This window comes from Streptomyces sp. NBC_00557, from assembly GCF_036345995.1.
Classification (GTDB): Bacteria; Actinomycetota; Actinomycetes; order Streptomycetales; family Streptomycetaceae; genus Streptomyces.
Genome location: NZ_CP107796.1, coordinates 7,902,922 through 7,915,056, shown reverse-complemented (window position 1 = coordinate 7,915,056; position 12,135 = coordinate 7,902,922). Strand labels below are relative to the sequence as shown.

Genomic DNA, 12,135 nt, shown 5'->3' with positions numbered 1-12,135 from the left:
GGCCGCCTCTCACAAGCGCACTGACGCGAGGCTTCCCTGATGGCGACTCAGCGCCCGGCGACTCGCCCGGCCAAGCGCTGTCTCGTGACTCCCGCTCTCCGCGCGCGTGACCCGTGAGATGTCTGTCGCACCGGTGCAGCCCTCGGCGTGCGGTGACGGGGACGCCATGCCGCGGGCCGGCCGGGTCGACCTGTGGCATAGGCCCCTGGCCCATACGGCGATCTTGCGGGATCGCGCGTATGGTTGTGGATGCGGCACTGGTCTGCGCGCCCGGGTTCCCGGCAGCGACACCACTCGCCGCTTGACCATAGAAAGTCCCCAAGAACGATCTGCGCTCTGCTGAGCCGTGCCTCCGGCATGCTCGCGCCGGAATCCCACGTACTCGTGGCGGCGGCCCATGAGCGCACTCGATTCCCGCCCTTTCCCCCCAGCGTGATCAGGAAGCCGGCAGCAGGCCGGATCCGACGGATCCGCTTGAAAGGTGACGGAGTTCGGAAATGCCCGAGTCCCCCACGTCCGACATGCGCGCCCGCGCCGAACGGCCGTCCGGCGCTTCCCGAGCGCAGGCCGGCGCCCAGGCCTCCCGTCCCCCCGGGACGCGGTCGGTCTGCCGTCGCTCGTGCCGATCACGCACCGGGACATCTCGTCGATCATGCGCGGGAGACGGCCGGCGACGGTTTCGATTTCAGCGATCCTCGGCCGCCGGGTGACCCCTTCCTCGCCCGGCCTGGCAGAGGCGCGCCGACGTCCTCGGCGGTGGCCGTCACCGCCCGGACGGCCGCCGGTGAGGCCATTCTTGAGCGCCGCCTTTCAGCACAGCGACCACACGGAGCCCTCCGAGCGGTTCGACGGCACCGCCGGCCGCCGGTGCAGCGTGCGCAAGGCGCCGCGCCGCCCACCCGTCCGCCATGCAGCCAGGGCCGAGAGCCTCCGACGGTGACCGGCCGACTCGAACGCCGGCCGCCGCGCCCGTCCCGGCCCAGCCTGGCAGAGGAGGATTGACTGCCCCATGTACGAGAAGTTTCCCCAAGGGGCGGCGAAGCGCACCGACCCCGTGTCGGCGGCGGAGGACGTCTACGACGCCGTCATCGTCGGCGGCGGGATCTGCGGCGCTCTGATCGCCTTGCGGCTCAGCGAGGCGGGCAGGAGAGTGCTGATCCTGGAAGCGGGTCCGGCCGAAGACCTGACCCTGAGGGGCTACGAGGACTACCTGAACCGGTTCTACTCGGCCATCAGCAAGGACAACCAGGCTCCCTACCCGGCCGTCCCCAACGCCCCGATGCCCCGCGGCACCGACGTCCGGCGCATCACTCCGGGTGCGCCCGACGCCTCGTCCTACATCGTCCAGAGCGGGCCCTTCGCCACCGACACGACCTATACCCGAGTCCTCGGCGGCACCACCATGCACTGGGAGGGCAAGGCGCTGCGGATGCTGCCCGAGGACTTCCGCATGCGGACGCTCTACGGCCAGGGGGCGGACTGGCCGCTCACCTACGAGGACCTCGCCCCGTACTACAACGAGGCCGAACGCGAGATCGGCGTCTCGGCCGACGTGGAGGACCAGGCCTATCTCGGGATCACCTTCGACGAGGGCTATGTGTTCCCCATGAAGGGACTGCCCCTGTCCTTCCTGGACCAGACGGTCGCAAGGGATCTCGACGGGATGCCGGTCGAGCTCGACGGAGAGCGGCGGGAGCTGCGGGTGCGGCCGTTCCCACAGGGCCGCAACGGGATACCGAACCCTGCTTACGACGGCGGGAAGGGCTATGTGCCGCAAGGGGCGGTGAGCGCGTACCAGGTCGAGGTCGGCGAGCGGTGCCAGGGCAACAACAACTGCGTGCCCATCTGCCCCGTGCAGGCCAAGTACAACGCCGGCAAGACCCTCGCGGTGGCCCTGCGGAGCGGCCGGGTCGACCTGGTGGCACAGGCGGTGGCCCACAAGGTGCACATCGACGAGCACACACACCGGGTGACCGAGATCGAGTACCGCCGCTACGACCGGCCCGACCGTCCCGGCTTCACCACGATGAGAGCCCGCGGCCGGCTGTTCGTGCTCGCCGCGAACGCGGTGGAGAACCCGCGGCTGATGCTGGCCTCGGGACTGCGCGGTTCGAGCGGCCTGATGGGGCGGAACTTCATGGACCACGCCTATCTGCTGGCGTGGGGCCTGCTGCCGGAGGTGGCCGGCACCTTCCGCGGCACGATCTGCACGGGCGGCATCACCGACCTGCGCGGCGGCCGCTTCCGCAGCCACCAGGCGGCGTTCACCGTCGACATCCACAACGACGGCTGGGGCTGGGCGCGGGGCGCGCCGATGACGGATCTCCTCGAACTGGTCGACTCCGGTGGACGCTACGGCGAGTCCCTCCGCCAGGGCCTGGTGGACCGGGTGTCCCGCCAGCTGCAGCTGGCTTTCATGGTGGAGGTCCCCGCCGACCCGAGCAACCGGGTCACCGTCAGCCCGGACTTCACCGACGCGCTGGGGAACATGCGGCCCGTCCTCACCTACGACATCCCCGACTACACGATGCGCGGCGTGGCCTACGCCCGGCAGCTGTCGAAACGGATCTTCGCCCGCCTCGGCGCCGAGGACCATACGGCGTACAACCCGAACTTCTGGGGCTACGCCGTGCACGACGGCGAGGGGTACGAGATCCGCGGGGGCAACCATCTCGCCGGAACCCACGTGATGGGCCACGACCCGTCGGCCTCGGTGGTCAACGCCGATCAGCGGTGCTGGGACTACGAGAACCTGTACATGGTCGGCGGGGGAAGCATGCCCACCGTGGGCACGTCGAACGTGACGCTCACCGTCGCCGCCCTGTGCCTGCGCAGCGCCCGCGGCATGCTGGCCCAGCTCGACGACGAAACCGCGCCGTTCCACGTCACCTCCCACCCGCGCAACGCGGCGACCATGGAGGAGGTGGCCCGATGACCGCGACGACCATCGAGAACCGCGACGACCTCATCAGCTACCTGGACGCGGCGCTGGCGCTCGAGCACGCGACCATTCCCCCGTACCTGACGGCGTACTACTCCATACGCTCCACCACCAACTCGGACGCCGCCCACATCATCCGGGTGGCCGTGGTGGAGGAGATGCTGCATCTCACCCTCGTCGCCAACGTCATGAACGCCATCGGCGGGAAACCCGACCTGAGCCGCCCCGGCTTCGTGCCGTCCTATCCGGCCTACCTGCCCGACGGGGAGCAGGACTTCACCGTCGACCTGCGGCCCTTCTCCCCCGAGGCGGTGGAGACGTTCTGCAAGATCGAGCGGCCGGCCAGGGCCCCCAGCCCCGGCTCCCGGCTGACGAAGACACCGGACGGCGGTACGGGGCATCTGGTCGTCAGCCCCACGACCCAGGGGATGCGCTTCTACAGCATCGGCGAGTTCTACGAAGAGATCATCGAAGGGCTCGAAAAGGTGGCGGCCGACGATCCCGGGCTCTTCCGCGGAGATCCCGCCTCGCAGGTCGGGCCCGAGTACTTCTACTCCGGCGGCGGGGAGGCGATCATCGTCTCCGACCTGGACTCGGCCCAACGGGCGCTGCACTTCATCGCCGCCCAGGGCGAAGGCCTCGATTCGGGCATCTACGACGCGGACGGGGAGCTGGCCCACTACTACCGGTTCCGGCAACTGCAGCTCGGGCGCTACTACCAGCTGGGTGACGAGCCCGATGCGCCATCGGGGCCCGCGCTGAGCATTTCCTGGGGCGATGTGTACAACGTGAAGGTCAGCGCCCGGCTGACCGACTTCCCACCCGGATCGGAACTCGCCCGTGTCGTCCGGGACTTCAACGCCGAGTACGGCGCCCTCCTGGCCCTGCTCACCAAGGCGTTCAACGGGCGGCCGAGCCTGATGCAGGACGCCGTCTGCGCGATGTTCCGCCTGCGCGACGGGTTCAACCGGCTGGTGTGCAACCCTCTGCCGGGCAGTGACGGCCTGCACGCGACCCCCACCTTCGAGATCCCGGCCGCGGTCGGATCCGAGACGCCGACCTCGCCGGGCGCCGGTGCGAAGAGCCAGGCGGTGACACGATGACCGGCCCGTCGTTCGAGGAATTCATCTCCCTGTCGGTCGACCTGACCGCCTTCGCCGAGACCGATCTGCTCGGCACCGGCATGGCTGACGACTACCTGGCGAAAGTACGGTCTGCCTGCGGCGACGAGGTCGTCTCCGCCCTCCTGGACGCCCACCGGGCAGCCCGGGCCGACGCGGCCGTCGATGTCGCGAGCAACGCCCGAACCCCGATCGACGCGGCTCTGTTCGACCGGGCCCTGCGCCATCGGATCTTCAGCGACGACCGGCTCGGTCCGGTGGCCCGCAATGTGATCAAGCTCTGGTACGCCGGGATGTGGTACGCGCTGCCGCCCGAGTGGATCGACCGCTTCGGGACCGACACCGCGTCAGGCACCGCCACGGTCACCGCCGCTTCCTACCAGGAAGGGCTGCTGTGGCGAGCCATCGGCGCCAATCCGCAAGGTGCCAAGGCACCCGGATACGGCTCCTGGGCCCAGCCACCCCGCATCGCGGACCGGTACCTGAAAGGGGCGACGAGATGACGGATCTGGCCGACCGCCTCAGCCCGGAGAAGGTGAAGCTCGGCGTCTGCTGCACCCTGTGGTGGAACGACGACTTCCCCGCGATCGACGCCGGAATCTCCTTCGGCCAGGCCGTCAGCGAGATGGCACTGGCCGGCTTCCAGGGCTGCAGTATCGGACACAAGTACCCCTCGGACGCCGCCGAGCTCCAGGCCGCCCTCGCTCTGCGCGGCCTGAGTGTGTCCGAACCGTGGACGAGTACGTACTTCACGATCGGCAACATGCGGCAGAAGACGATCGCCGCGTTCGAGGAGACGCTGGCCCACATCAAGGCGCTGGGCGGCACTGAGCTGGTGGTGGCCGAGTTCGGCGCTTCGTCGCACCTGCTTCCCGTGGACGTGTTCGCCAATCGCCCGGTCTTCACCGACGCCCAGTGGGACGCCCTGACGTCCGGCCTGGACGAGCTCGGCAAGATCGCCGGCTCGGCCGGGATGAAGCTCAGCTACCACCACCACATGGGCACGGGCGTCATGACCCGGTCCGACATCGGCCGGCTGATGGCCTCGACCGATCCGGACCTGGTCCACCTGCTGCTCGACACCGGCCACCTGGCCTTCGCCGGCGACGACCCGCTGGAGGTGGCCCGGGCCTACGCCGACCGCATCGGCCACGTCCACCTGAAGAGCGTCCGGCCCGAAGTCGTCAGCCGGGTACGCGAAGAAGGCCTCTCGTTCCAGGACGCCATCGAGCTGGGCGTCTTCACCGTGCCCGGAGAGGGCGCGATCGACTTCCGGCCCATCCTCGAAGTGCTGGCAGACGCGCATTACCAGGGGTGGCTGGTCGTGGAAGCGGAGCAGGATCCGAACAAGGCCGTCCCGCTCGAGTACGCCAAGAAAGCCCGTGCCTACCTCGCAGATGTCCTGGGTTGGTGACGATGAACGCGGCACTCGGACGAGACGTCTACTTCAGCTTCTTCATGTTCACGGCCGATCTGCGCCCGCTGGACACCCAGTACACGCGGGTCCTGATCGATCACCTCGAGACCCTCACCGACATGGGCTACGACGGCTTCGACGTGCACATCGCCGCCCAGCCCACGACCGTCGATCACAAACTCAAGGTCGACCGCTACATCGGTCTCAAGAAGGAGTTCGACAAGGCGGGGCTGGGGGCGGTGAAGTTCACCACCAACGTCGGGACCACCCGGACCTTCGACCCGACATCGCCCTACGAGGAGCAGCGCAGGCAAGCCCTGTCGTACCTCAAGTCCCGCGTCGACATCACACGGGTCCTGGGCGGCGACTCGATCATGTCGGGGCCGTTCATCTATCCCTACGGGGTCTTCCCGGTCACGGACACCGATGAGCCGATCTGGAGCGACGCCCTGCAGGACTGGATCAAACCTCGTTTCGACGCAGCCCGTTCCGTTTTCGAAGAGCTGGTGGAGTACGCCGCGGCGCGCGAAGTGAGGCTCGCCGTCGAGCCCGTCAAGAGCTGGGAGACGCCGCCGCCCAACATGGTGTCGGAGGTACTGGACTTCCTCGAGGGCCTCGAGCATCCGCAAGGCGGCGTGACGATCGACACCGCGCAGGTCGTGATGGAAAGCCAGGGTCCCTCGGTCTTCAAGAAGAACGTCGCGCGAGCGATGCGGCAGAACCGGCTCTACTACGTCCACATATCCGCGCCCGACCGGGGAGCGGTGAAGGACAGCTGGATCCCGTGGGACATCATCTCGGACGAGATCGAGCCGGTGTACCGCGGGCCGTATCTGATCGAAGTGTTCAACGCGATCCCGCCGTTCGACAGCTCCATGCGCATGGCACGCCGGCGTTTCTGGCGGCCCGGCGAGGACGACCCCGTGCCCGGCAGGGACAGCGCCTACGACGTCGCGAAGGCCGCGTTGGAGGAACTGCGAGAGCGGACCACACAACCCCGAAGGGGCCTCGAATGCTAGCCCAGGTGTCAGATCCCATCGCCATGGTCGTGAAGCAGACGGACGATGTCCGCATCCACACCTTCGTCGCGTCCTTCGCGTACAGCAACATCGCGAACGCCACGCACATCATAGAAACCCGGAACCAGCTCGTCCTCGTCGACGGACAGTTCCTCGTCCCCTATGCGAGGGCGTTCAGGGACTACGCCGACAGCCTGGGCAAGCCGATCGAAAGGCTGTACCTCTCTCATCGGCACCCCGACCACTGGTTCGGCGTGGGGACTGCGTTCACCGACATCACGGTCTACGCGTTGTCCGAGACCATGACCTTCATCCAGGAGCACGGGGAAGAATCGAGGAGCGACCACTGGAAACTCGGCGACCTCGCCCCGGAGCGCATCGTCGTTCCCAAGGAAGTCGCCAGGCCCGGTGAAGAGACGATCGACGGGGTCAGGTACGTCTTCGACCGGGTGACGGACACCGAGATCGACTACCACCTCACCATCAGGCTTCCCGACACAGGCGTGTACTTCACTCAGGACCTGGTCTACAGCGGCACCCATCTGTACCTGACGAAGCACATGGACCACTGGATGCGCGTGCTGCAGAAGATGCTGGTGTCGGACTACGAGCTGTTCATGCCGGGCCACGGCCTGCCGGCCGACAAGAACGAAGTGGCGCGCAACATCGAGTACCTTGCTGCCGCCCGGCAGGCGATCGGCAATGGGCTGACGGACGACGCCTTCAAGAACTTCATGCTGCAGCGGTACCCGGAACGCAAGTGCCCGGGGATCTTCGACATTTACATGCCCCGGCTGTTCGGCGGCGCGAGCGACTACTGACCACGGAGGTGTCCCCACCATGAACGAGGGCTGCACTGTAGGACGGTACCTGGTGGACCGGCTCCGCCAACTCGGGTTGGACCACCTCTTCGCCATCGCGGGTGACTATTCCATCCAGTGGCTGAACCACTACGTCGCGCCGAGCGGCGTTCAGATCGTCGAGGAAGTCAACGAGGTGAACGCCGGCTACGCGGCGGACGGCTACGCGAGGCTGAAGGGAATCGGCGCGCTCTGCGTCACCTACTCGGCAGGCGCCTTGTGTGCGGTGAACGCGGTCGCCGGCGCTTATGTCGAGAAGGTGCCGCTCGTGCTGATCAACGGCACGCCGAGCGTGAAGAAGACCATCACCTTCGAGCAGACCGGCTACAGCGCGCACCACTTCATCAGCGGGCGCCAGACGGATCTTCAGTCGTTCGAGAACCTGACCGTGGCAGCCGTAAGGATCGACAATCCGGACCTGGCCCCGACGCTGATAGATTACGCGCTGACCCAGTGCATCACCGAACGGCGCCCGATCTATGTCGAGCTGCTCCAGGACATGGTCGACCTGGAGTGCGAGCCGCCGAGGGGCACGCTGAAGCCGGCCCGGACCCTGTCGGACGAGACCAGCCTGCAGCAGTCGGTCGCACGGATCTCCGCACAGCTCGAAAGCGCCGAGAACCCACTCATATGGCTCGGCGTGGAGATCGACCGGCTCGGCCTTCAGGACAAGGCCATGAGCCTGATCCAGCAACTGAACGTCCCGTTCGTCACGGAACTCCTCAGCAAGTCCGTCCTTTCCGAGGACGATGCGCTCTTCGTCGGCGTCCTCGACGGCCAGGCGTCATCGACCACCGTGACGGATCTGGCCGACGCCTCCGACTTCATACTGGCCCTCGGCGTGTGGCTGACGGACATCAACTCCCTGGGCTGGGATCCCGATTACGGCAAGACCGCGTTCGCGTCCTTCGACGCGGTCAAGTTCGGAACGTACTTCGGCGGCCAGGTCGCGCTTGAGCACCTGATCGACGGCATCCTGGCGGAGAAGATCGCGCCCAAGGAGCGCAAACTGCCGGAAAGGCCGGCTCGCAGTGTGCCGGCCGTGGGCGAGGCCGAAGCCATCACGTACCAGGGGTTCTACAACCACATCCAGCAGTACATCGACAGGAACACCATCGTCAGCGCCGACGCGAGCATGAACTACTTCGGGAGCCTGCTTCTCGACATCCCCAGCCCAGGAGGGTTCATCGTTCAGTCGTCCTACTCGTCGATCGGTTACAGCGGGCCCGCTGCGACGGGCATCTGCCTGGCAAAGGGTCCCGGCCACAAGGTGATGGTGTTTTCGGGGGACGGCGGTTTCCAGATGACCGCCCAGTGCCTCTCGACACAGACCCGGTTCGGGCTCGACCCGATCATCTTCGTCATCGACAACGGCGTGTACGCGGTGGAGCAGTGGCTGGCCGACGCGGCGGTGTTCCATTCCGAGGAGCCGTTCTACAAGCCCTGCCTGCTGCACCGGTGGGAGTACAGCAAGCTGGCCGACGTCTTCGGCTGCCAGGGATGGGAAGTCGGCACGTACAGGGAGCTGAGCGATGCCGTCGAGGGTGCGCTCGAGAACTCCGGCGGCCCGTCCATCATCCAGGTGCGAGTGCCTGACAAGACGATTCCGGACAATGCGAACTGGAAGGCCCACTGAAGGCTTGTCCTGCAACGAGAGGACCCTGCCTTCATTGCTTTCGCGGTAGTTCCACCGTGGCGCGAAGCCCGCCGGTGGCGCGCGGTGTGAGGGTGAGTGTCCCGTCGTGTGCGTGGGTGATGGTCCTGACGATCGCCAGGCCGAGGCCGACGCCCGCGTGGTCGGTGTGTACGCGCTCGGTGCCGCGCCGGAACGGTTCGGTGAACGTGGAGACCTGCTGCGGGGTGAGCTTCTCGCCGGTGTTCTCGACGGTGAGGACCACGGTCTCGGGGCGGACGCTGGTGGTGACCCACACGGTGCCCTGTTCCGGCAGGTTGTGGACGATCGCGTTGTGCACGAGGTTCGTGGTCAGCTGCAGCAGGAGCGCCTGCGATCCGGTCGCGGGGGCGATGTCTCCGCCGGTCTCGACGCGGACGCCGTGCTTTTCCGCGAGGGGGAGCAGTGTTTCGGCGGCCTCTTCCGCCATCAGGGACAGGTCGACGGGTTCCCTGGTGAAGGACCGCTGTTCTGCGCGGCTGAGCAGGAGCAGTGCCTCGGTGAGGTCGATCGCCCGGGCGTTGACGGTGTGGAGGCGGTCGATGACGTCCCCGGTGTCGCGGTCCGGATCGGTGCGGGCCACGTCGAGAAGCGCCTTGGAGATCGCCAGTGGTGTCCGCAGCTCGTGCGAGGCGTTGGCGGCGAATCTCTTCTGTTCGTCGACATGCGCTTCGAGCCGGGCGAGCATCGCGTCGAAGGCGTCGGCGAGTTCACGGAACTCGTCCTTGCGGCCGGGCAGCCGGATCCGGTGGGAGAGTGTTCCGTTCGTCGCCAGCCGGGTGGCATCCGTGATGCGGGTCAGGGGGGCCAGCATGCGGCCGGCGAGAATCCATCCGCCCAGCAGACCGAATGCCAGCAGGAATGCCAGGACTTCGGCTGCCCGCGGAGCGAAAACACGCAGGAGGTTGGACCGTACGGGAAAAACACCATGGGTCGGGGTGCCGGCGGACACGATGAGCGCGCGTTCGGGGACGTAACGCAGGAGAAAAACCCACACCGCCGCGAGCAGGAGAGCGCCGGCAAGCATGAGGAACCCGGCGTAGCTGAGGGTGAGTTTCGCGCGTACGCTCAACCCGGGTGCCCTATCCACGCCCGGCTCCCTCGTGTTCTGGCGGCGTTTCGATGCGGTAGCCGACGCCCGGCACGGTGGCGATGATCCACGGTTCACCGAGCCGCTTGCGCAGGGCCGAGACCGTGATGCGCACGGCGTTGGTGAACGGGTCGGCGTTCTCGTCCCACGCGCGTTCCAGGAGTTCCTCGGCGCTGACGACACCGCCCTCTGCGGCGACGAGGATTTCGAGCACCGCGAACTGCTTTCTGGTCAGCGGGACATAGCGACCGTCCCGGTAGACCTCTCTGCGGAACGGGTCCAGCCGCAGCCCTGCGATCTCCCGCACGGGAGGCCTGTGGTGGGCGCGTCGGCGGTCGAGTGCCCGGAGCCTGAGCGCGAGTTCACGGAGTTCGAAAGGCTTGGTGAGGTAGTCGTCGGCGCCGAGTTCGAACCCGGAGGCCTTGTCGTCGAGACGGTCGGCCGCGGTGAGCATGAGGATCGGCATGCCGCTTCGGGAGGCGACGATGCGTTTGGCGACCTCGTCTCCGGAAGGTCCGGGGATATCGCGGTCGAGTACGGCGATGTCGTAGGCGTTCGTGCTGAGCAGTTCCAGAGCGGTGTCGCCGTCTCCCGCGATATCGGCCGCGATCGCTTCCAGGCGCAGGCCGTCGCGAATGGCTTCTGCCATATAGGGTTCGTCCTCGACGATCAGCACACGCATGCAGGTGATGCTACAAGCCAACACATATCGTCGACGTATCGGAAAACGGATACTCCCCGGCAACGCCAGGCCGCGTTGACTTGCGGCATGCACCAAGCAGCGCCCTCAGGACGAACAACGCCCCACCGGATTCACCGGCTCCTTCCCACCGGGCGAAATGACGAACCGCGCCCGGAAGCGACGGTTCCCGGACGCTCGACCGGCAGGAAACCGACAGTGGCCAGCGGTGAGCGACGAGTGACGCAGGTGGACACGGCGGAGACGGGGCAGGGCGGCGCGTCGCGCCGGGTTACCGGCGCCGGCGCCTGGCGCGAGCGCGTCCGCCGGACCATGCGCGCCGCCTCCCGGCCGGGCCCCTGGAAACGGGGTCCGGTGCTCGCGGCGCTCGCGCTGCTGCTCGGGCTGCTCCTGCTGCTGCACGCGAAGATCCCGAACCAGGGGATCGGGAACGCCGGCAGTCTGGTGGAGACTTTCCTGCCGTGGTTCGGCCTGTTCATCCCCGTGCTGCTGGCCGGGGCGCTGTGGCGCCGCTCCGCCTCCGCGGTCGTCGCGCTCCTGCTGCCGGTGGCGGTCTGGCTGAACCTGTTCGGCGGGCTGCTCGGTGACAAGTCCCACCCGGGCAGCGACCTCACCGTGGCCGAACAGAACGTCGACGCCGACAACCCCGACCCGGTCCGCACCGCCCGCGATCTGGCCGCCTCCGGCACGGACCTGCTGGCCCTGGTGGAGCTGACCCCGCGGGCCACGGGCACGTACGAGAAGGAGCTGGCGAAGGCGTACCCCTATCACACGGTGCAGGGCACGATCGGGCTGTGGAGCAAGCTGCCGCTGTCGGACACCCGGCCGATCGACATCGTGGACTACGGACCGCTGGCGGCCACCAAAACGGCCGACGCCAAGATGGCCCCGAACCGGGCGCTGCGCACCACGGTCTCCACGAGCCACGGCCCGCTGACGGTGTATGTGGCCCACCTGGGATCCGTCCGGGTGACTCCGAGAACGGGTTATTGGACGGCCTCGCGGAACATGAGCGCGCAGACGCTCGGCAAGGCCGTCGCCGCCGACCCGAGCAAGCGGATGGTGCTCCTCGGCGACCTGAACGGCACCCTGGACGACCGCGCCTTGGCCGGCCTCACCTCGCACCTGCGCTCGACCCAGGACGCCGCCGGCAACGGTTTCGGCTTCACCTGGCCGGCACGGTTCCCGGTGGCCCGGATCGACCAGATCCTGGTCAAGGGCGTGCAGCCGAAGAGCTCCTGGCTGCTGCCGGCCACCGGGAGCGACCACCTGCCGGTGGCGGCCGGCATCAGCTGGTGAACACCGCCCAGGGGCG

Annotated in this window: 10 protein-coding genes; 8 read left to right on the top strand and 2 right to left on the bottom strand. The window is 67.7% G+C overall.

Going from position 1 to position 12,135, the window contains the following annotated elements; genetic code table 11:
* Window positions 1–1,009: 1,009 nt before the first annotated feature.
* The 7 genes from OG956_RS35240 to OG956_RS35210 are packed head-to-tail and all read left to right on the top strand — an operon-like array spanning window position 1,010 to window position 8,994.
* A complete protein-coding gene (locus tag OG956_RS35240; RefSeq protein WP_330342080.1) occupies window positions 1,010–2,935 on the top strand; it encodes a GMC family oxidoreductase in 1,926 nt (641 codons plus the stop codon).
* Window positions 2,932–4,044, top strand: coding sequence for a ferritin-like domain-containing protein (locus tag OG956_RS35235; RefSeq protein WP_330342079.1), 1,113 nt, complete (start codon window positions 2,932–2,934; stop codon window positions 4,042–4,044). The genes OG956_RS35240 and OG956_RS35235 overlap by 4 nt, the downstream gene beginning before the upstream one ends.
* Window positions 4,041–4,565 carry a hypothetical protein gene (locus OG956_RS35230; RefSeq protein ID WP_330342078.1) on the top strand — a complete coding sequence of 175 codons (525 nt, stop codon included), beginning with the start codon at window positions 4,041–4,043 and terminating at the stop codon, window positions 4,563–4,565. The genes OG956_RS35235 and OG956_RS35230 overlap by 4 nt, the downstream gene beginning before the upstream one ends.
* Window positions 4,562–5,476 carry a myo-inosose-2 dehydratase gene (gene iolE / locus OG956_RS35225; protein WP_330342077.1) on the top strand — a complete coding sequence of 305 codons (915 nt, stop codon included), beginning with the start codon at window positions 4,562–4,564 and terminating at the stop codon, window positions 5,474–5,476. The genes OG956_RS35230 and iolE overlap by 4 nt, the downstream gene beginning before the upstream one ends.
* A gap of 2 nt (window positions 5,477–5,478) precedes the next feature.
* Entirely contained in the window at window positions 5,479–6,498 is a 1,020-nt protein-coding gene (locus OG956_RS35220; protein WP_330343033.1) for a sugar phosphate isomerase/epimerase family protein, read from the top strand.
* Window positions 6,499–6,503: 5 nt separating this feature from the next.
* A complete protein-coding gene (locus OG956_RS35215) occupies window positions 6,504–7,319 on the top strand; it encodes an MBL fold metallo-hydrolase (RefSeq protein ID WP_330342076.1) in 816 nt (271 codons plus the stop codon).
* A 19-nt stretch (window positions 7,320–7,338) separates the two neighbouring features.
* Window positions 7,339–8,994, top strand: coding sequence for an alpha-keto acid decarboxylase family protein (locus OG956_RS35210; RefSeq protein WP_330342075.1), 1,656 nt, complete (start codon window positions 7,339–7,341; stop codon window positions 8,992–8,994).
* A gap of 31 nt (window positions 8,995–9,025) precedes the next feature.
* Here the strand turns inward: OG956_RS35210 and OG956_RS35205 are convergent, their stop codons facing one another.
* Both OG956_RS35205 and OG956_RS35200 read right to left on the bottom strand, forming a co-directional pair.
* Window positions 9,026–10,120 carry a sensor histidine kinase gene (locus OG956_RS35205; protein WP_330342074.1) on the bottom strand — a complete coding sequence of 365 codons (1,095 nt, stop codon included), beginning with the start codon at window positions 10,118–10,120 and terminating at the stop codon, window positions 9,026–9,028.
* Window positions 10,113–10,802, bottom strand: a complete 690-nt coding sequence (locus OG956_RS35200) for a response regulator transcription factor (RefSeq protein ID WP_330342073.1) — start codon at window positions 10,800–10,802, stop codon at window positions 10,113–10,115. Before OG956_RS35200 ends, OG956_RS35205 begins: the two co-directional genes overlap by 8 nt.
* Before the next feature lie 330 nt (window positions 10,803–11,132).
* On the opposite strand from OG956_RS35200, the gene OG956_RS35195 reads away from it, so the two are divergent.
* Entirely contained in the window at window positions 11,133–12,119 is a 987-nt protein-coding gene (locus OG956_RS35195; protein ID WP_330343032.1) for an endonuclease/exonuclease/phosphatase family protein, read from the top strand.
* The last annotated feature ends 16 nt before the right edge of the window (window positions 12,120–12,135 follow it).